Source organism: Candidatus Thiodictyon syntrophicum, from assembly GCF_002813775.1.
Taxonomy (GTDB): domain Bacteria; phylum Pseudomonadota; class Gammaproteobacteria; order Chromatiales; family Chromatiaceae; genus Thiodictyon; species Thiodictyon syntrophicum.
Genome location: NZ_CP020370.1, coordinates 2,509,637 through 2,527,333, shown reverse-complemented (window position 1 = coordinate 2,527,333; position 17,697 = coordinate 2,509,637). Strand labels below are relative to the sequence as shown.

Annotated in this window: 17 protein-coding genes and 1 pseudogene; 10 read left to right on the top strand and 8 right to left on the bottom strand. The window is 66.4% G+C overall.

Annotated features, from left to right (window positions below; genetic code table 11):
* Nucleotides 1-152: 152 nt before the first annotated feature.
* The 4 genes from THSYN_RS10610 to miaB all read right to left on the bottom strand — a co-directional run bounded on the left by THSYN_RS10610 (nucleotide 153) and on the right by miaB (nucleotide 4,239).
* Complete coding sequence (locus tag THSYN_RS10610; protein ID WP_100919113.1) at nucleotides 153-1,049, bottom strand: HlyC/CorC family transporter; 897 nt, start codon at nucleotides 1,047-1,049, stop codon at nucleotides 153-155.
* A complete protein-coding gene (gene ybeY / locus THSYN_RS10605; RefSeq protein WP_100919112.1) occupies nucleotides 1,046-1,528 on the bottom strand; it encodes an rRNA maturation RNase YbeY in 483 nt (160 codons plus the stop codon). Before ybeY ends, THSYN_RS10610 begins: the two co-directional genes overlap by 4 nt.
* Before the next feature lie 186 nt (nucleotides 1,529-1,714).
* Nucleotides 1,715-2,767: a PhoH family protein gene (locus THSYN_RS10600; RefSeq protein WP_100919111.1), complete on the bottom strand. Its 1,053-nt coding sequence runs from the start codon at nucleotides 2,765-2,767 to the stop codon at nucleotides 1,715-1,717.
* 125 nt (nucleotides 2,768-2,892) lie between these two features.
* Nucleotides 2,893-4,239 carry a tRNA (N6-isopentenyl adenosine(37)-C2)-methylthiotransferase MiaB gene (miaB, locus tag THSYN_RS10595; RefSeq protein ID WP_100919110.1) on the bottom strand — a complete coding sequence of 449 codons (1,347 nt, stop codon included), beginning with the start codon at nucleotides 4,237-4,239 and terminating at the stop codon, nucleotides 2,893-2,895.
* Between the two features lie 168 nt (nucleotides 4,240-4,407).
* On the opposite strand from miaB, the pseudogene THSYN_RS10590 reads away from it, so the two are divergent.
* Nucleotides 4,408-6,187, top strand: a pseudogene (locus THSYN_RS10590) (AAA family ATPase).
* 215 nt (nucleotides 6,188-6,402) lie between these two features.
* Here THSYN_RS10590 and THSYN_RS10585 read toward each other — a convergent pair.
* Nucleotides 6,403-6,939: a PEP-CTERM sorting domain-containing protein gene (locus tag THSYN_RS10585; protein ID WP_157817591.1), complete on the bottom strand. Its 537-nt coding sequence runs from the start codon at nucleotides 6,937-6,939 to the stop codon at nucleotides 6,403-6,405.
* A gap of 696 nt (nucleotides 6,940-7,635) precedes the next feature.
* Here THSYN_RS10585 and THSYN_RS10580 point away from each other — a divergent pair.
* Together THSYN_RS10580 and THSYN_RS10575 are read left to right on the top strand one after the other, a co-directional pair.
* Nucleotides 7,636-9,414, top strand: a complete 1,779-nt coding sequence (locus tag THSYN_RS10580) for an AAA family ATPase (RefSeq protein ID WP_100919108.1) — start codon at nucleotides 7,636-7,638, stop codon at nucleotides 9,412-9,414.
* Between the two features lie 185 nt (nucleotides 9,415-9,599).
* Complete coding sequence (locus THSYN_RS10575; RefSeq protein ID WP_100919107.1) at nucleotides 9,600-10,463, top strand: Uma2 family endonuclease; 864 nt, start codon at nucleotides 9,600-9,602, stop codon at nucleotides 10,461-10,463.
* Nucleotides 10,464-10,466: 3 nt separating this feature from the next.
* Here the strand turns inward: THSYN_RS10575 and THSYN_RS37245 are convergent, their stop codons facing one another.
* A complete protein-coding gene (locus tag THSYN_RS37245) occupies nucleotides 10,467-10,553 on the bottom strand; it encodes a hypothetical protein (RefSeq protein ID WP_418219936.1) in 87 nt (28 codons plus the stop codon).
* A 108-nt stretch (nucleotides 10,554-10,661) separates the two neighbouring features.
* On the opposite strand from THSYN_RS37245, the gene THSYN_RS10565 reads away from it, so the two are divergent.
* From THSYN_RS10565 to THSYN_RS10550, 5 genes are read left to right on the top strand one after another with little or no spacing between them, the layout of a single operon-like run.
* Nucleotides 10,662-10,994 (top strand): hypothetical protein, encoded by a 333-nt coding sequence (locus THSYN_RS10565; protein WP_100919106.1) that lies wholly within the window; start codon nucleotides 10,662-10,664, stop codon nucleotides 10,992-10,994.
* Entirely contained in the window at nucleotides 10,991-11,194 is a 204-nt protein-coding gene (locus tag THSYN_RS33695) for a hypothetical protein (RefSeq protein WP_157817590.1), read from the top strand. Before THSYN_RS10565 ends, THSYN_RS33695 begins: the two co-directional genes overlap by 4 nt.
* Before the next feature lie 32 nt (nucleotides 11,195-11,226).
* Nucleotides 11,227-11,499, top strand: coding sequence for a hypothetical protein (locus THSYN_RS10560; RefSeq protein WP_157817589.1), 273 nt, complete (start codon nucleotides 11,227-11,229; stop codon nucleotides 11,497-11,499).
* Nucleotides 11,496-11,768 (top strand): response regulator, encoded by a 273-nt coding sequence (locus THSYN_RS10555; protein WP_100919104.1) that lies wholly within the window; start codon nucleotides 11,496-11,498, stop codon nucleotides 11,766-11,768. The genes THSYN_RS10560 and THSYN_RS10555 overlap by 4 nt, the downstream gene beginning before the upstream one ends.
* The gene (locus tag THSYN_RS10550; RefSeq protein ID WP_100919103.1) at nucleotides 11,765-11,947 is read left to right on the top strand and encodes a helix-turn-helix domain-containing protein; all 183 of its coding nucleotides are present in this window, start codon (nucleotides 11,765-11,767) and stop codon (nucleotides 11,945-11,947) included. The genes THSYN_RS10555 and THSYN_RS10550 overlap by 4 nt, the downstream gene beginning before the upstream one ends.
* Before the next feature lie 378 nt (nucleotides 11,948-12,325).
* Here the strand turns inward: THSYN_RS10550 and THSYN_RS34840 are convergent, their stop codons facing one another.
* Complete coding sequence (locus THSYN_RS34840; RefSeq protein ID WP_172965259.1) at nucleotides 12,326-12,595, bottom strand: hypothetical protein; 270 nt, start codon at nucleotides 12,593-12,595, stop codon at nucleotides 12,326-12,328.
* A gap of 658 nt (nucleotides 12,596-13,253) precedes the next feature.
* Between THSYN_RS34840 and THSYN_RS10540 the strand changes: the two genes are divergently transcribed.
* Nucleotides 13,254-15,008: a B12-binding domain-containing radical SAM protein gene (locus tag THSYN_RS10540; RefSeq protein ID WP_236848858.1), complete on the top strand. Its 1,755-nt coding sequence runs from the start codon at nucleotides 13,254-13,256 to the stop codon at nucleotides 15,006-15,008.
* Nucleotides 15,009-15,247: 239 nt separating this feature from the next.
* Nucleotides 15,248-16,651 (top strand): adenylosuccinate lyase, encoded by a 1,404-nt coding sequence (gene purB, locus THSYN_RS10535; RefSeq protein ID WP_100919100.1) that lies wholly within the window; start codon nucleotides 15,248-15,250, stop codon nucleotides 16,649-16,651.
* A gap of 400 nt (nucleotides 16,652-17,051) precedes the next feature.
* Here the strand turns inward: purB and THSYN_RS10530 are convergent, their stop codons facing one another.
* Nucleotides 17,052-17,678: an OmpA family protein gene (locus THSYN_RS10530; protein WP_216644724.1), complete on the bottom strand. Its 627-nt coding sequence runs from the start codon at nucleotides 17,676-17,678 to the stop codon at nucleotides 17,052-17,054.
* Nucleotides 17,679-17,697: the final 19 nt, after the last annotated feature.

The window sequence follows — 17,697 nt, the reverse complement described above, 5'->3', positions numbered from 1 at the left end:
TTTTTCAGGATTAACAGGATAAGAACGTTGCGATTGCCGTCATCGGCACGTCCGGAAATCCTGTCAATCCTGCGAAATCCTGTTAATCCTGTCCATTTTTAACGAGCCGGCACGGTCCTTGATGCTGACTTTGTGGCCGCTGATTCGTCGGTCTAAGGCGAAGTCTCGTTAGAACTGGGGCGCTTGCCCTCGCCTTCATCAGGCACCACGTCGAGCCGCTCGATACTCAGCAGGTACACCCGCCGACTGTCCGCCCGCATCACGGTGAAGCGGAAGGGGGCGATCTCGACCGCTTCGCCGCGCTTGGGCAGGTGCCCCAAGGCATTGACGACCAGGCCGCCGATGGTGTCGAACTCCGCGTGGGAGAGGTCGGTGTCGAAATAGGCGTTGAAGTCCTCGATGGGGGTGCGGGCCTTGGCGCTATACTCGTTCTTGCCGCGGCGGAAGATCTCGGCGCCCTCGTCGTAGTCATGTTCGTCCTCGATCTCGCCGACGATCTGCTCCAGCACGTCCTCGATGGTGACCAGGCCGGCCGCGCTGCCGTACTCGTCGACCACCACCGCCATGTGGTTGCGGCTGGCACGGAATTCCTTGAGCAGGACATTGAGCCGCTTGCTCTCCGGGACGAAGACGGTGGGACGCAGCAGATCGCGGATGTTGAAGGGGCGCCGGCCGCTCTCCACGCAGAAGGTCAGCAGATCCTTGGCGAGCATGACGCCCACGACCTCGCCCTTGTCGTCACCGATGACCGGGAAGCGCGAGTGGGCGGACTTGACCGCGATCTCCAACACCCGCTCCAGGCTGTCCTCGCGCCGAACGTATACCATCTCCGCCCGCGGGACCATGATGTCGCGCACCCGCAACTCGGAGACCTGAAGAACGCCCTCGATCATGCTGAGCGCGTCCGTATCCAGCAGGGCACGGCTCTTGGCTTCCTGGAGCAGGTGGATGAGCTGTTCCCGGTTCTGTGGTTCGCTGCCGAACAACTTGGTCAGTCGATCGAACCAGTTACGCGGTCGTGAGTCGTCGGACGATCGATCGCTCGTCATGGGTTGGCTGCGGTCTCCAGGTAGGGGGGCGGAAATCCTAACCCGACCAGGATGGCCGTTTCCAGCCCTTCCATGAGTTGCGCGTCGGTGTCGGTCAGGTGATCGTAATCGAGCAGGTGCAGCACGCCGTGGACCACCAGGTGCGCCCAGTGGGCGGGGGCCGCCTTGCCCTGCTCCAGGGCCTCGGTGCTCACCAAGGCGGCGCAGATCACCAGGTCCCCGAGCAAGGCGTCGAGCCCGGCCCCCGCGGGCAGACCCGGCGGCGCCTCGAAGGGGAAGGAGAGGACATTGGTCGGCCGGTCCTGCCCCCGAAAGCGCAGGTTGAGCGCCTGGCCCTCGGGCGGGTCTACGATGCGGATCGTCAGCGCCGCCCGCTCCCGGCGGCCTTCCAGGGCGGCGGCGGCCCAACTGGCGAAGTCCGCCGCGGCGGGGAGATCGGGCGCCTCGGTGGCGACCTGAAGATCAAGATCGAGCTCCATAGTGTTGATCCGCAGAAGAATTATTGTCCGCAAATGAACGCAAATGAACGCAAATAAGAAAACCTATTGGGTGATTGGCAATCGCCGTCCGGGGAGTCATCCGACCAGACCGGAGCTGGCCGACGGACAGACCCGTTTGAGCACTTACCCTCAGGGCAACCATTGCAGACCGGCATCAGTTTTCTCTTATTTGCGTTCATTTGCGGACAAATCCTCTTTCTCGGCTTCGCTGGTCCGCCGCGCCCCGTGAGCTTGGGGCCGCCCCAGCGGTTCCGGGCGGTCGAAGGCCTCGTAGGCGTGGACGATGCGCTGCACCAAGGCATGGCGTACCACGTCCCGGGCATTGAAGAAGGTGAAGCTGATGCCGTCCACGTCTTTCAAGACCTCCACCGCCTGGCGCAGGCCGGACGGCTGGCCGCGGGGCAGGTCCACCTGGGTCACGTCACCGGTGATGACGGCGGTGGAGCCGAAGCCGATGCGGGTCAGGAACATCTTCATCTGCTCGGGCGTGGTGTTCTGGGCCTCGTCCAGGATGATGAAGGCATCGTTCAGGGTGCGCCCGCGCATGTAAGCGAGCGGCGCCACCTCGATCACGTTGCGCTCCAAGAGCTTGTTCACCTTCTCGAAGCCGAGCATCTCGAACAGGGCGTCATAGAGCGGGCGCAGATAAGGGTCGATCTTCTGGGCCAGGTCCCCGGGCAGGAAGCCGAGCCGCTCCCCCGCCTCCACCGCCGGACGCACCAGGAGCAGGCGCCGCACCCGGTCCGACTCCAGGGCCTCGACCGCGCTGGCCACGGCCAGATAGGTCTTGCCGGTCCCCGCCGGCCCCACGCCGAAGGCGATATCGTGGTGGGCGATGGCATGCAGGTATTCCTGCTGATTGGGCCCCCGCGCCCGCACCAGCCCCCGTTTGGTCTTGATGACCAGTTCCGGCAGTCGGCTGTCCGCGGGCAGCGCCAATTCGTCCGCGCCGAGCGCGCGCAGCGACAGGTGGATCGCCTCCGGACTCAAGACCTCCGCCAGGGTGTCGGCATACAGGTCGCGCAGGAGCCGGTCCCCCAGGTGCACCGCCGCCCCCTCGCCGATGAGCCGAAAGGACATGCCGCGGTTGCTGATCTCGATCCCGAGCCGGCGCTCGATCAGCCGCAGGTGTTGCTCGAAGGGTCCGCAGAGGTTGGCGAGCCGCGGGTTGTCCGCGGGGGCCAGTTCGAGGTCGAGTGATTGGGGTTGGGCAGACAAGAGTTTCAGGATGTAAGAATGAAGGGTGAAGGGTGAAGGGTGAAGGGTGAATTATCCGTCTCGCTCCCGTGGGGGCGCCGTTGCGCGGCGAGGCCTGTCGGGGCCGCCCGAGCTTGGCACCGGTGTCACGGATCAGGGTCGGCCGCGCTCTGGGCCAGCACCCCCCGCAACGAGTTGGGCAGCGCCTCGGTGATTGTCAGGTCGACGAAGCGGCCGATCAAGGCCGGGGTGCCGTTGAAATTGACCACCCGGTTGTTGTCGGTCCGCCCGCAGAGTTGGGCCTGGTCCTTGCGCGACGGGCCCTCTACCAGGACGCGCTGCACCGTGCCCACCATGGCGGCGCTGTAGCCCCGGGCATTGGACTCGATGCGCTGTTGCAGGCGGGCCAGTCGCTCCTTCTTGACCGCGGGCGGGCAGTCGTCCGGATAGTCCGCCGCCGGGGTGCCGGGGCGGCGGCTGTAGATGAAGCTGTAGCTCAGGTCGAAGGCGCAGTCGTCCACCAGGGCCAGGGTCGCCGCAAAGTCGGCCTCGGTCTCCCCGGGGAAGCCGACGATGAAGTCCGTGGAGATCAGAATGTCCGGCCGCGCCTCCTTGACGGCCCTGATCCGCGAGCGAAACTCCAGGGCCGTGTAGCCCCGCTGCATGGCCGCCAGGATACGGTCGGAGCCCGACTGCACCGGCAGATGCAGGAAGCTCGCCAGCTCCGGCACCTCGCGGTAGGCATCGATCAGCGACTTGGAGAAGGCCAGCGGGTGGCTGGTGGTAAAGCGGATGCGCCCGATGCCCTCGATCGCCGCCACCTGGCGGATCAGGTACGCCAGATTCGCAACGCCCCCGTCACCGCGCCGCCCGCGGTAGGCATTGACATTCTGGCCCAGCAGGTTGACCTCCCGCACCCCCTGCCCGGCCAGGGCGGCAACCTCGGCGAGCACCTCGTCACAGGGCCGGCTGACCTCCTCGCCCCTGGTGTAGGGCACGACGCAATAGGTGCAGTACCGCGAGCACCCCTCCATCACCGAGACAAAGGCCGTCGGCCCCTCCGCCCGGGGCGCGGGCAGGCAGTCGAACTTCTCGTCTACCGGGAAGGAGACATCGACCTGGGGCTGCCGGCCCGCCGCCAGCTCATCGAGCATCTGCGGCAGGCGGTGCAGGGTCTGGGGGCCGAACACCAGGTCCACATAGGGGGCGCGGGTGCGGATGGCCTCCCCCTCCTGGCTCGCCACGCACCCACCGACGCCGATCACCAGGTCCGGCCGCGCCAGCTTCCAGGGCCGCCAGCGCCCAAGCTGGGAGAAGACCTTTTCCTGCGCCTTCTCGCGGATCGAGCAGGTGATGAGCAGCAGCACGTCCGCGTCCTCCGCCCGCTCGGTCAGCACCAGGCCTTGGGACTCACGCAGCAGGTCCGCCAGGCGCGCGGAGTCGTACTCGTTCATCTGGCAGCCGTGGGTTTGGATGTAGAGCTTGCGGGACATGGCGCTGAGGGTAACGGAAGGCGGGCGCCTGGTCCAGACGCACCGCGCCCCGACCCGGGTCCCGCGGGGACGGCACCGCGACCGGCCAGCCCGCCCACCACGGCGGCCGAGTACCGCAACGACGGTGCTATGCTGCACCGCTGGTTCGGCACGCGGGAGACGTCCGCCGTGAAATTTCCCTATGGTTTGAGCGACTTCGGCACCCTGATCCAGGACGGCTACTGGTATCAGGACCGCACCGACCGGATTCCCCAATTGGAGGACGCCGGGCGGCAATTGATCTTCATCCGCCCGCGGCGCTTCGGTAAGAGCCTGCTCCTGTCGATGCTGGAGCACTATTACGACCTGAACCGGGCGGACCAGTTCGACGCCCTGTTCGGGGGGCTGGCCATCGGGCGCGAACCGACGGCCCTGCACAACCAGTTCTTCGTGATGAAATGGGACTTCTCACTGGTCAAGGCGCAGGGGGAGGTCGGGGCGATCGAGGCGGCGTTGCATCGGCATTTCAACGACCGGGTGACGCAATGCGTGGCCGATTATGCGCCCTGGTGGACCCGGGCGATTACCCTCTGCCCGGACAATGCCGTCTCCTCGCTGGAGTCGCTGCTGGGCGCGGTGCGCGCTACGCCCCACAAGCTCTATCTGCTCATCGACGAATACGACAACTTCGCCAATGAGGTGCTGATGGCCGGGCCTGGTCAGAGCGGGGGCCAGGGCCACTATGAGTCGCTGCTCTACGGCGAGGGGTTGCTGAAGACCGTCTTCAAAATGGTAAAGGCAGCAGCGGGCGGCATGGGGTTGGACCGGGTGTTCATCACCGGGGTCTCACCGGTGGTCTTGAGCGATATGACCAGCGGCTATAACGTCGGTACGAACATCTACCTGGAGGCCGCCTTCAACGACCTGTGCGGGTTCACGGAACCCGAGATCGCCCGGGTACTGGAGCGACTGGCGGCGGACGGCGGCGAATGGTCCCCCGCCGCGGCCTTGGACACCATGCGGACCTTCTACAACGGCTATCGCTTCAGCGCGGAGGCGACCGCGAGCCTCTACAACCCCACCCTGAGCCTTTATTTCCTCGATGCCCTGCGGCGCCAAGGGCAGCCGCCGGCCCAGCTGCTGGACGAAAACCTGGCGATGGACCGCAACAAACTCGCCTATATCGCCCGCCTGCCCCATGGCGAGGACCTGCTGGTCGCGGCCTTGAGCGGCGACGACCAGGTCGTCATTCCGCAACTGGCTCGGCGCTTCGGGGTGGAGGACATGCTGCGCGCGGTCAAGGACCAGCCCTTCATGGCCTCGCTGCTCTATTACTTCGGGGTCCTGACCCTGGCGGGGCTGACGCCCTACAATGAGACCATACTCAAGGTCCCGAACCTCGTGGCCCGCGCGCTCTATGTGGAACGGCTGCGCGATACCTGGCTGCCGGAGTACGAGGATCGCAGCCGCATGGTCGCGGTGGCGCGTCACCTCTGCCAGACCGGCGACCCCGCCCCCCCTATGCGACTTCATCGAGTCACGCTTGTTCCGGGTGCTGTCGAACCGGGATTACCGCTGGACCAATGAGTTGCTGGTCAAGTTCGCCTTCCTTACCCTACTGTTCGACGACCGGCTCTATATGGCCGTCTCGGAACTGGAGACCGATCGGGGCTATGCGGACCTGGCGCTGATCGTGCGCCCGGACATGCGCCGGTTTCAGGCGCTCGACCTGCTGCTGGAATTCAAATATCTGGGGCTCAAGGACCTGGGACTCACCGGCGAGCAGGTGCGGGCGCAGCCGCGCGAGGCCCTGGCCGCCCTGCCGGCGGTGACGGCCCGACTCGATGAGGCGGCGGCGCAGGCGCGGGGCTACGGCGCCACGCTGCGCGGGCGCCATGGGCTCACGGACCTGCGCGCCCTCGCGGTGGTGGCATTGGGGGTCGAGCGGCTGGTGTGGCGGGTGCTGTGAACTTAAGGGCGGGACAGGACATGGGCCCCGTCCCGAAACGCCTTCTGGCTCCCACGCTCCTGCACGGGAGCAAGCGCGGGCGCTCCGCGTCCAGCGCCAAGACCGGACGCGGAGCGCCCGCACGGCATTCCCCTGCTTCCGCGTGGGAACGAGAGAGGGCTAAGGGGACGGTCAGTTCACGATCCGACGCGGCCAACGCACGGCGGCGTCACCCCTCACCCCGCCCGAACACTGCGCTGGCGGCGACGCGTGAGCCACACCGCGGGCACCGCGGCGAGCAGCAGCGCGAGCGGGGCGGGAACCGGGACTTCGACGGAGAAGGTGACGGAGGTGCCTTTGCCGCTATCGTAGGAATAGACCGAGCCTACCGAGGGCGAGGCCCCAGAGAAGGCAAAATACAAATAGTTATTCGCATAGGTGCCGCCACGGGTGGTGATGATATTCTGCCAGGTAGTCGCGGCGGTCTCCGTCAGGGAACCAAAATCCGTGCTGTACAGATCCAGATGGTTTCCCGAGACGTTGTTGTAATACCAAAGCTCGCTTTCGCCATTTCCGACACGGTTCGGAACGAAGCTCGAGGTCACACCATTGACCGTCCCGGTGATCAGGCTCGGCAGGATGCTGATCGAATCGCTCAGACTGCCGATCGTGAGGGCGCCGCCCGTCCAGCCGTCGGCGGCCGGATTGGCGATGCTGTAGTTGACGATGGCGGCGGCGGCCGGGCCGGCCGGCATCCAGGCGGCCAGGGTCAAGACCGAGGCCAGCAGTGGGGCGGCGACCGCGGATCGGCCAGCCGGGTAAGGGTGGGTGGGGTTCAGGTTGGACATGGGGGCTCCCGCGTGAGCGTGGGTTAAGGATTTGTCGTTCTTGGATCAGGCCGGTCCCAGGCCCTTGGTGACGTCCGCGGGGGTGAGAGCGATCCCTACTTAAAGTAAGCAATATCCGCGCCACATCCTGCCCTGCCCTGCCCTGCCCTGCCATCAAGAATAACAAACCAAAACAATTTTTTACGAGACGCATAAGGAAAACGGAAAGTGTCCTGAAGCGCCAGCCGACGCAACCGCGAAATCCATGCTGTAAAAAAAGCTGACACCGACCCGGCTTTTCGCCGACTGAAGTCGGCCGTCCCAGAGCCGGCCCGGCCCCGGGAGGTCGAATCCTGGCGCTGCCGCAACCGCCCGGGGGGCCGGCCGGTCCGGCCGGGGTGCTATGCTGAGTCGGCGTCTTAAGGCCGCACTCGCCCGCGCACCCTGCCCGGCGCGGGCGCGCACCGGGGCGGGCCCGCCCGCGATCAGCGCTGCGGCCAGTCCATCGCGGTGCCCGCGTCATCAGGGCTTCCAGCCCTGATGCAGTGAGGCGGCAATGGCCTGACGACGCGGCCGCCCCAGCCCGGCCGCAGTGATGATCAAGACCGGCGAACCCTGATCCAGCACGCGAGCATCGGCATCATGAAATTTCCCTATGGTCTGAGCGATTTCGGCACCCTGATCCAGGAGGGTTACTGGTATCAGGACCGCACCGACCGGATTCCCCAATTGGAGGACGCCGGACGGCAATTGATCTTCATCCGCCCGCGGCGCTTCGGCAAGAGCCTGCTGCTGTCGATGCTGGAGCATTATTACGACCTGAATCGGGCGGACCAGTTTGCCGCCCTGTTTGGGGGGCTCGCCATCGGGCGGGACCCGACGCCGCTGCACAACCAGTTCTACGTGATGAAGTGGGACTTCTCGCTGGTCAAGGCGCAGGGTGAGGTGACGGCGATCGAGGCGGCGCTGCATCGGCATCTCAATGATTGTATCGCAGAGTTTGCCCTGCGCTATCAGGCGCGGATGCCCCCGGTCATCACGATCCAGGCCGACAACGCCCTCTCGTCGCTGCGCTCGGCCCTGATGGCGGTCTCCCAGACGCCCCACAAGCTCTATCTGCTCATCGACGAATACGACAACTTCGCCAATGAGGCGCTGATGGCCGGGCCTGGTCAGAGCGGGGGCCAGGGGCACTATGAATCGCTGCTGTATGGCGAGGGGTTGCTGAAGACCGTCTTCAAGATGGTGAAGGCGGCGGCGGGCGGTATGGGGTTGGACCGGGTCTTCATCACCGGGGTCTCGCCGGTGGTCCTGAGCGATATGACCAGCGGCTATAACGTCGGGGAGAACATCTATCTGGCGCCGGACTTCAACGACCTGTGCGGTTTCTCCGAGCCCGAGATCGCCACGGTGCTGGAACGACTGGCCGCCGACGGCGCGTCCTGGTCGCCCGCCGCGGCGCTGGCGACCATGCGCACCTTCTATAACGGCTATCGCTTCAGCGAGGACGGCACCGAGAGCGTCTATAATCCGACCTTGAGCCTCTATTTCCTGAAGGCGCTGAGCCTTCGGGGGCAGCCTCCGCGACAACTCCTCGACGAAAACCTGGCGATGGACCGCAACAAACTCGCCTATATCGCCCGCCTACCCCACGGCGAGGACCTGCTGGTGGCGGCCTTGAGCGGTGACGATCAGGTTGTTATTCCGCAATTGGCCCGACGCTTCGGGGTGGAGGACATGCTGCGCGCGGTCAAGGACCAGCCCTTCATGGCCTCGCTGCTCTATTACTTCGGGGTCCTGACCCTGGCCGACCGGGGCCTGCTCGGGGAACTGGCGCTGAAGATCCCCAATCTGGTCGCCCGGGCACTCTATGTGGAGCGGTTACGGGACCTCTGGCTCCCCGGCTACGAGGAGCGCGAAACGGCGCAGGCTGCAGCCAAGACCCTCTACGTGCGCGGCGACCCGGCCCCCCTGTGCGACTTCATCGAGTCACGCTATTTCCGGGTGCTGTCCAACCGCGACTACCGCTGGACCAATGAACTCCTGGTCAAGTTCGCCTTCCTCACCCTGCTGTTCGACGACCGGCTCTATATGGCGGTTTCGGAATTGGAAACCGACCGGGGCTATGCGGATCTCGCCCTGATCGTGCGCCCGGACATGCGCCGTTTTCAGGCGTTGGACCTGTTGCTGGAGTTCAAATATCTGGGGCTCAAGGACCTGGGTCTCACCGGCGAGCAGGTGCGGGCGCAGTCGCGCGAGACCCTGGCGGCCCTGCCCGTGGTCGCGGCCCGGCTGGATGAGGCGGCGGCGCAGGCGCGGGTCTATGGTGCGACCCTGCGCGAACGGCATGGTCTCACGGATCTGCGCGCACTCGCCGTGGTCGCACTGGGGGTGGAACGGCTGGTGTGGCGGGTGCTGTGAGTGGGGAGCGGGGAGCGCAGGCCCGCGGGGGGATCCGCCGCGGCGCCCATGATGGCGATGGCGGAACCGCTGCGCGTTCCGCCCTACGGGTCACACCGCGAACGCCGTGTCGTTCTCCCCTTGCCGCTGCTATGCTGGAGAGCGAGTTCAGACCGACACAGGGCCCCCGGCCCGGAGCCAGCACCATGAATCCAGTGCCCCGTTTCGACCCCGCCGACCCCTATCCCGACAGCGACGGAGCCCCGATGGCGGAGAATACGCTGCAATTCGACTGGATCGTCAAGATCAAGGAGAACCTGGAGATCCTCTTCGCCGACCGGCCGGATGTCTTCGTCGCCGGTGACCTCTTCTGGTATCCGGTCCAGGACCGGCGCCTCGCCAACCCCATGGCCCCGGACGCCATGGTAGTCTTCGGCCGACCCAAGGGACCGCGCGGGTCCTACAAACAGTGGGAGGAGGACGGCATCGCCCCCCAAGTGGTCTTCGAGGTCCAGTCGCCGTCGAACGGGCCCAAGGAACTCAGGGACAAGCTGGAGTTCTACGACACCCACGGCGCCGCCGAGTATTACCTCTACGACCCCGAGCGAAACCGTCTGGAGGTCTGGCTGCGCCAGGACGGGCGGCTCGCCCCCGTGGCCTACGTCAACGGCTGGACCAGCCCCCGGCTCGGCATCCGCTTTGCCCTGCGCGCCGAGACCCTGGAGATCTTCGACCCCGCCGGCCGGCCCTTCCTGAGCCCGGTCGAACTGGCCCGCCGCGCCCGGCAGGCCGAGAAGCAGGCGCGAGAGGCCGAAGAGCAGGCGCGGGAGGCCGCTGCGCGCGCCGCGCAGGAACACGCCCGTGCCGAGCAGGAAAATGTACGCGCCGAGCAGGAACGCGCCCGTGCCGAGCAAGCGGACGCTCGCGCCGCGCAGGAGCGCACCCGTGCCGAGCAGGCGGACGCTCGCGCCGCGCAGGAGCGCGCCCGTGCCGAGCAGGCCGACGCTCGCGCCGAGCAGCTTGCCGAGCGCCTGCGCGCACTCGGCATCGACCCCGGCGCCGCGGGCTGACGGCTACCTTGTCGCCGGTATCACCGTCTCCGATAGCGCACCGACACGGCGGCGACGCGCCGCCAGGAGACCGGCCCCCAGGGCGAGCAGGGCCAGCGGGGCGGGCGCGGGGGCAGCGGCGGGCCTGAAGTCGAGGAAGAGCCCGGTGGCATCCGTGGTTTCTACCGCAACCTGGTCATCGACTGGAATCCGCTGGTATTGGTCAATCTACTGATCGCGCCGGCGCTCCTGTGGTCACTGGTCCTGGCGCGCCGGCGGCTCTCCTACCGGTGCAAGGCGGTCCTCTTCATCCTGTGTCTGTGGGGCCTGGCGATCAACGCCCTGACCATGGTCGGCCCGGTGGCCAACGCCAAGGCGGTGATCATCCTCAACGTGCTGCTCAGCGTGCTGTTCCTGAGCCCCCGCGCGGGCTGGTCTTCGCGGCGGTCGCCGCCCGCTGCTACGCACCACCCGGACCCGCGGGTGCCTACAGCGAGGACATCCAGTTGCGCCGTCGCGACGGGACCTTGCTGTGGACCCACGCCAGTTTGAGCCCACTCGACCCCGCGGCACCGGGGGCGGGTGCGGTCCTGGTGCTGGTGGACATCGACCAGCGCAAGCGCATCGAGCTCGCGCTGGCCTTTTCAGCCGCCTGGAGCGCGGTCGTCTGGCGCTCAGGTCGCACCCCACGGCCCTGCCCGCCCTGCTCCGCGACTGCGTCGGCGACTTGGGCCCACTGCCCGCGGTCTTGATTGCGCGCGCTGCCGACTGCGCCGGGGCTGCCATGGCCGACCCAGAGTGCGAGGAGACCGCGACCCCCGCCCCTGCGCCGCCGGCGGCCCCGCCCCCGCCGGAGGCCCTGGCGGAGTTCCGCGCCCTGGCCGAACTGGGCCGCACCACCCGCATCGAGGCCTGGTGCCGACACTGGTCCGGCCCCGGGGACAGGCCCGCCTTCGCGGCGCAGGTCCTGACGCTCGCCCACACCTTCGAGCACGCGCGTATCATCGCGCTGATCGAGGCCCAGGCCGGGGGCACCGGGCAGGAGCCAGGCCAATGACCCGGCGGGAAAGCGAATACGACAACGACAACGACAACGACGCCCAGGACGCTGAGATGATCCCCGCCACCGACGATGGGACCCTGTTGGTCATCGACGACGAGCCGGATAACCTGCGCCTCGCGCTGGAGATCCTGCGCGAGCACGGTCTGGGGGTCTTGAGTGCGCGCGACGGTGCGACCGGGCTGCACATCGCCGGACGCTTGCGACCGGACCTGATCCTGCTCGATATCGGGATGCCCGGGCTCGACGGGAACACCTGGGGATGACCGTCTTCGGCTACCTGCGCGAGCAACGCCTGCAACGGGCGCGCGGCCTGTTGGAGCAGGGCCACCATAGCGTCGAAACCGCCGCGGCGGCGGTCGACTGCTACGACGGGCGGGACCTCGCCCGGGCCTTCAAGCAGCGTTTCGGTGTCGGCCCGGGCGCACTGTCGAAGGTCGCCTGATCCCGGCCTTGGGGTGCGCGATACGGCGCGTCGGCCGATGCATGTGTTTAACTTGTTCTCGATTCGTTACCAATGCCTCGGCAGGCGGCCGCAATCCGCAATCCCGTGCCAGGGACTATCGGTGAGGAACCGACTATGCCACTTCGGCACCGGCGGCGGCATAGACCCGGGCCTGGTCGCGACCATTCGCCTTGCCCTGATACATCGCCAGATCGGCCTGTCTGAAGATGTCCTCGGCGGTGCCGTCCTTGCCATTGAACAGGGTAACGCCCAGCGAGGCGGTGCAGTGGTGGCCAGGACCAAGGTCAGATCGCCGAGACCGGAGCCGCGCTCCAGAGACGACAGGGTGCCGCCGGGCTCCAGGCGCCGCTCGGCCAGTTACGCATAGGCATAGGAGGGGTGGGCGCGCCAGGCGAAGGCCCGCCCCACGCGCAGTTGCAGTTGATCGAGCGTCAGCCTGGTGTCGAGGGGTTGGCGTACCCCGTCCCGGTACAGATCGCCGCGGCGGCTCGACAGATAGGACAACTGGACCATGGTGATACCGGGCGGGGGTGCGATCACGCCCGTCGGCAACAGGTCCACCGCCTGGGCGGGCCGGAGCAAGGCGGCGACCAGCATGGCGGTCACTGAACGGGGCTTTGGCGTCATGGGTTACCTGGTGTCGGGAGGCCCGAGGACCGCGGGCGGGGACTCCGGCACCGCCGTGCCGCGTGATGACGGACCGGCACCCGAGGGCGTCCGTCGGCCTGGCACCAGGCTAAGCGAGGGCGGCGCGTCTCACCAGGGCATTGCGGCAATGTTCTCGGTCTTTGCGGCAATTTCTGCGGTGGCCGGCCGCGGCGCGTGCGGCGACCCTCGCCGGCGCCTAACCAAACGCGTCACCTGTTGACCGCGCGCTTCGTCACCTTGTGCTTAGACAGGGTGCAACCCTATGGTTTTGCTGGCCTGAGTATCTGGCACGACGAGTGCTTCGACTATGGTGACGGAAAAGAGGCAATGCCGAAGAACGCACAGACAGGCAGCACTAACCCCCAGCAGGCGCCGAAGGCCACAGTCAGCACCAAACCGAAAAAACTCCAGGACCGCCGAGGGACGCAGAGGACCGCCGAGGGACGCACCGGGTCGCCGCAGACGCAGGACCGAGAAGACGCTGATTCGCCAACTCCCAGTGGCGAGTCGGCGTCTTCTCTTACGCGTCGCCGGCGCAGACAGGGACGGGGTTTCTCTGGCAGGGCGGCGGGCCTATGATGCGCGTTTGGCTGGCGGCACAGCGGCCACGATGCCGCCGCAGCGACAGGGGTCTCTCATGCACAGCACCAGGCCGACCACGCGCTTTCAGGTCGAGCTCATCAAGCCATCCCACTACGACGATGACGGCTATGTGATTCAGTGGGTCAAGGCGTGGATTCCATCCAACTCGCTGGCGAGCCTCTACGGTCTCGCGCGCAATGCCAACCAGGCGGCGGCCCTGGGCGCGGGCGTGGAAATCCTCATCAACGCCTACGACGAGACCAACACGGTGGTGCCGGTGGCGCAGATCGTCCGCCGCCTCCAGCGTAACCCCGGCGGGGGCCTGGTGTGTCTGGTGGGGGTGCAGTCCAACCAGTTCCCCCGTGCCATGGACCTGGCGCGCCGCTTTCGCGCCGCGGGGGTCCAGGTCGCGCTCGGGGGCTTTCATGTCAGCGGCGTGCTCGCCATGCTGCCGCAGGTCCCCCCGGAACTGCGCGAGGCGATGGCGCTCGGCATCACCCTGTTCGCGGGCGAGGCGGAGGGGCACTTCGCGGACCTGCTGCGGGCGGCCTATGAGCGGCGCCTGGCGCCGCTCTACAACTTCATGGATCAACTGCCGCAACTGCAAGGCCAGTCCCTGCCCTATCTCCCGCCGGAGGTGGCGCGGCGCTATGCCCCCATGCCCGGCACCTTCGACGCCGGGCGCGGCTGCCCCTTCCTGTGCAGTTTCTGCACCATCATCAATGTCCAGGGGCGCACCTCACGCTTCCGCGACCCGGACGACATCGAGCGCCTGCTGCGTGCCAACCTGGCCCACGGCATCCGGCACTATTTCATCACCGATGATAATTTTTCCCGCAACCGCAACTGGGAGCCGATCTTCGATCGCATCGCCGCGGTGCGGCGCGAACTCGGGGTCAAATTCAACTTCACGATCCAGGTGGACACCATGTGTCACACCCTGCCGGGCTTCGTCGCCAAGGCGCGGGCGGCAGGCGTCTCCCGGGTCTTCCTGGGGCTGGAGAACATCAATCCGGCCAATCTCAAGTCCGCCAACAAGAAACAGAACAAGATCGCCAACTACCGCGCCATGCTGCTCGCCTGGCAGCGGCAGCGGGTGACCACCTATTGCGGCTACATCCTGGGTTTTCCGGATGATACGCCGCAAAGCATCCTGGCCGATATCGAGACCATCAAACGGGAACTGCCGCTCGACATCCTGGAGTTTTTCTGCCTGACCCCCCTGCCCGGCTCGGCCGACCACCAGGCACTGCACGCGCAAGGCGCGCCGCTGGACCCGGACCTCAACATCTATGACCTGGAGCACGTCTGCACCACCCACCCGCGGATGACCAAGGCGCAATGGCAGGGGGTTTATCGGGCGGCCTGGGACAGCTATTACTCGATGGCGCACCTGGAGACCCTGATGCGGCGTGCCGCGGCCTTCGACCGCAACCACAAGCGTATCATGGAGATCGCACTCGAGTTTTACGGCTGCTTCAAGTTCGAGCGCGTACACCCGCTCCAGGGCGGGTTTCTGCGGCGCAAGGTCCGCACCGAGCGCCGGCCGGGACTGCCCCGCGAGCGCCCCTGGGTTTTCTACCCACGACGGGTCGGGGAGATGTGGTGCACCTACACCGGGCTGCTTGCCTATGCCTGGCGGGTCTGGCGCCTTTACCGGAAAGTGAGAAAGGACCTGGAGCGTCCCGGCTACAGCTACTTCGATCAGGCGCTGGAGCCCGTCAGCGAGGCGCCCGCACCCGCCGCGGCAACCGAATCGGCCGCGGCAGATCCCCTGCGGCACGCCCAAGCGGTGCGACGCCAAGGGTGATTGTCCGCAAATTAACGCAGATGAACGCAAATAAGACGCTGCGTTGGCGCTCTGAAGCGCGTTGACGCAAGCCCCCGGCAGGCGCAAAGATGCGCCAGACCACGGCAATGGCACAGGACGCCATGATCAGGAACAGTATCGCGCCGACTTCGCAACGCCCAGCTACATGAATTTTCTTTATTTGCGTTCATTTGCGTTCATTTGCGGACAAAACTCTTTTTTCGACACCGGAGCCATCGATGACCCAAGCACTGAACCTGGAGCTATCCGCGCTGACTGCCGTGTCCCCGGTGGACGGGCGCTACGGCGCCAAGACCGCGGACCTGCGCCCGATCTTCAGCGAGTACGGGCTGATCCGCTACCGCGTGCTGGTGGAGGTGCGCTGGCTCCAGGCCCTGGCGCGGCATCCCGCGATCCCCGAGGTGCCGCCACTGTCCGCCCAGGCCCTCGACCTGCTGGAGGGCATCGCGCGGGACCTTCGCTTGGAGGATGCGCAGCGCATCAAGGAGATCGAGCGCACCACCAATCATGATGTCAAGGCGGTGGAGTATTTCCTGAAGGAGCGCATCAAAGGCAATCGCGAGTTGGTGGCGGTCAGCGAGTTCATCCACTTCGCCTGCACTTCGGAGGATATCAACAACCTGGCCCATGCCCTGATGATCCGGGAGGGCCGCGGCCAGATCCTGCTCCCGCTGATGGATGCGCTGATCGCGGCCCTGCGCGACCTGGCGCTGCGCTACGCGGACCTGCCCATGCTGGCCCGCACCCATGGTCAACCGGCCACCCCGACCACCCTGGGCAAGGAGATGGCGAACCTCTGCCACCGCCTGCGCATCCAGCGCGATGGGGTCGCGGCGGTCGCTCTGCGCGGCAAGATCAACGGTGCCGTCGGCAACTACAACGCCCATCTGGTCGCCTACCCGGAACTGGATTGGGCCGCCTTCGCGCGGGCCTTCGTCGAGGCCCTGGGGCTGACCTGGAACCCCTACAGCACGCAGATCGAGCCCCACGACTACATGGCGGAGCTGTTCGACGCGACGGTGCGCTTCAACAACGTGGCCCTGGACCTGTGTCGGGACCTCTGGGGCTACATCGCGCTCGGTTATTTCAAGCAGCGCACCGTGGCGGGGGAGATCGGCTCGTCCACCATGCCCCACAAGGTCAACCCCATCGATTTCGAGAATGCCGAGGGTAACTTAGGGCTAGGCAATGCTATCCTCGAACACCTGGCCGGCAAGCTGCCCATCTCGCGCTGGCAGCGGGATCTGACGGACTCCACGGTCCTGCGCAATTTAGGCGTCGGCATCGCGCACACCAGCATCGCGCTGCAATCGGCGCTGAAGGGGATCGGCAAGCTGGAGGCGGACCCGCAACGCCTGGCGGCGGACCTGGAGGCGAACTGGGAGGTGCTGGCCGAGCCCATCCAGACCGTCATGCGCCGCTACGGCGTCGCCGCGCCCTATGAGCGGCTCAAGGAACTGACCCGCGGTCGGCGCATCGGCGCCGCGGCCCTGGCCGACTTCATCAACACACTCGAGATCCCCGCCGTGGCCAAGGCGCAGTTGCGGGCCCTGACCCCCGCCACCTATATCGGCAACGCGGCCGAGCAGGCGCGGGCCATTGCGCTGCCGAGTGCCGACTGACTAAACACAATCGTTGTCGTTGTCGTTGTCGTAATCGGAGAAGCAATGTACTTTGGGGTACAAGCGAATCCGGGGCGCTACGATAATCTCGATTACGACAACGACAACGACAACGACAACGACAACGAAGATGGCACCACAGTGGACGCGAAGAGCAAAAAAAACCGGCCCCCGGGAAACCCGGGGGCCGGTCGTCCTTTAAGCCTCCGTCGGGGGGGATGAGGCTTATTGGCGGGGTGTCATCCCTTTCTTCCAACCGCAGGAACCAGTGTCGCAACCAACAGGGTCAGCGACAGGTTTCGGTTCGAGTGGGGCGCGGGCACCTTGCGGCGCCCGGCAGCGGTGGATTCCTTAGACAGCTCCGGAGCGGCGCCCTTGGGACCGATCCGGGACCGGACGACTATTGGGAGTACTGCTGAAGCGCCTCCGGGCCGAGCTCGGTCACGACCACGCGGCGGCGCAGGGGATTGTTTTCCAGGGGACCCAGATCGATGACGGCGCCGTCGGCGGCGACATCGTTGCCGCCCTCCCAGGCCACGCCCTTGACCTCACGGATGGCCGAGGCGGGGTAACCGCGGTCGATCATGTACTGCTTGATGGTGGCGGCACGGTTCTCGCTCAGTACCTGGTTGTGCGGCAGGCTGCCCAGCTTGTCGGTATGACCGACGATGGTGACCTGCTCCTCACGCGGGGTCGCCTGGAATTCCTTGATCAGGTCGTCGAGCTTGCGCAGTTCCTGGGGATTGCGGATCTGGTTGAGCTGGTACCGATCCAACTCAAACAGCAGGCGCATGACCAGCGGGGCATGAGGCACGAAGGTGTCAGTGCAGGGGGGCAGCTTTTCACCGTCCTGCCCCTGCCAGCACTCGCCGACGGAGTTGACCCAGGCGGTGTTGGTCGGCGCGGCCTTCCAGTAAAGGCCAATCGAATCGGCGGCGTTGACGCTGACCGGGGCTGCCAGCATGGTGGCCATGACCAGCGGGGCGGCCAGGGCGACGACGCGGAAGGTCTTCTTGTCTTTGCGCATCTTGTGTTTCCTGTTGCGA